1 protein-coding gene is annotated in these 281 nt (G+C 34.9%); it reads left to right on the plus strand.

What is annotated here, in order from left to right; translation table 11 throughout:
* Window positions 1-281 (plus strand): Alp7A family actin-like protein (locus SB717_RS35185; protein WP_486360790.1); only part of this gene is annotated, 281 nt, incomplete at both ends.

Genomic DNA, 281 nt, shown 5'->3' on the forward strand with positions numbered 1-281 from the left:
TTACGTACCTTTGATCAATTTATTCTCGATAACTACAGCAAGCAAAAGTTTGTATTAAAAAACGAGAATACAGGTGAATCCATTGATTTAACAAGTACCATCAAATCTTCACTACGAGAATATGTGGAAATTTTATTGGCTAAATTAAATGATGTTGCACCACCACCAGCGAATAAAATACGTAAGTATGTATACTGTGGCGGGGTAGCTCCTACTTTAGAAGTAGCTATCATGAATAGTATGCGTGAAAAAATTGGAGAAGAACGTACGGAGAAGTATCA

The sequence above is a fragment of the Priestia sp. SIMBA_032 genome, from assembly GCF_046535215.1.
In the GTDB taxonomy this organism is placed as follows: domain Bacteria; phylum Bacillota; class Bacilli; order Bacillales; family Bacillaceae_H; genus Priestia; species Priestia aryabhattai.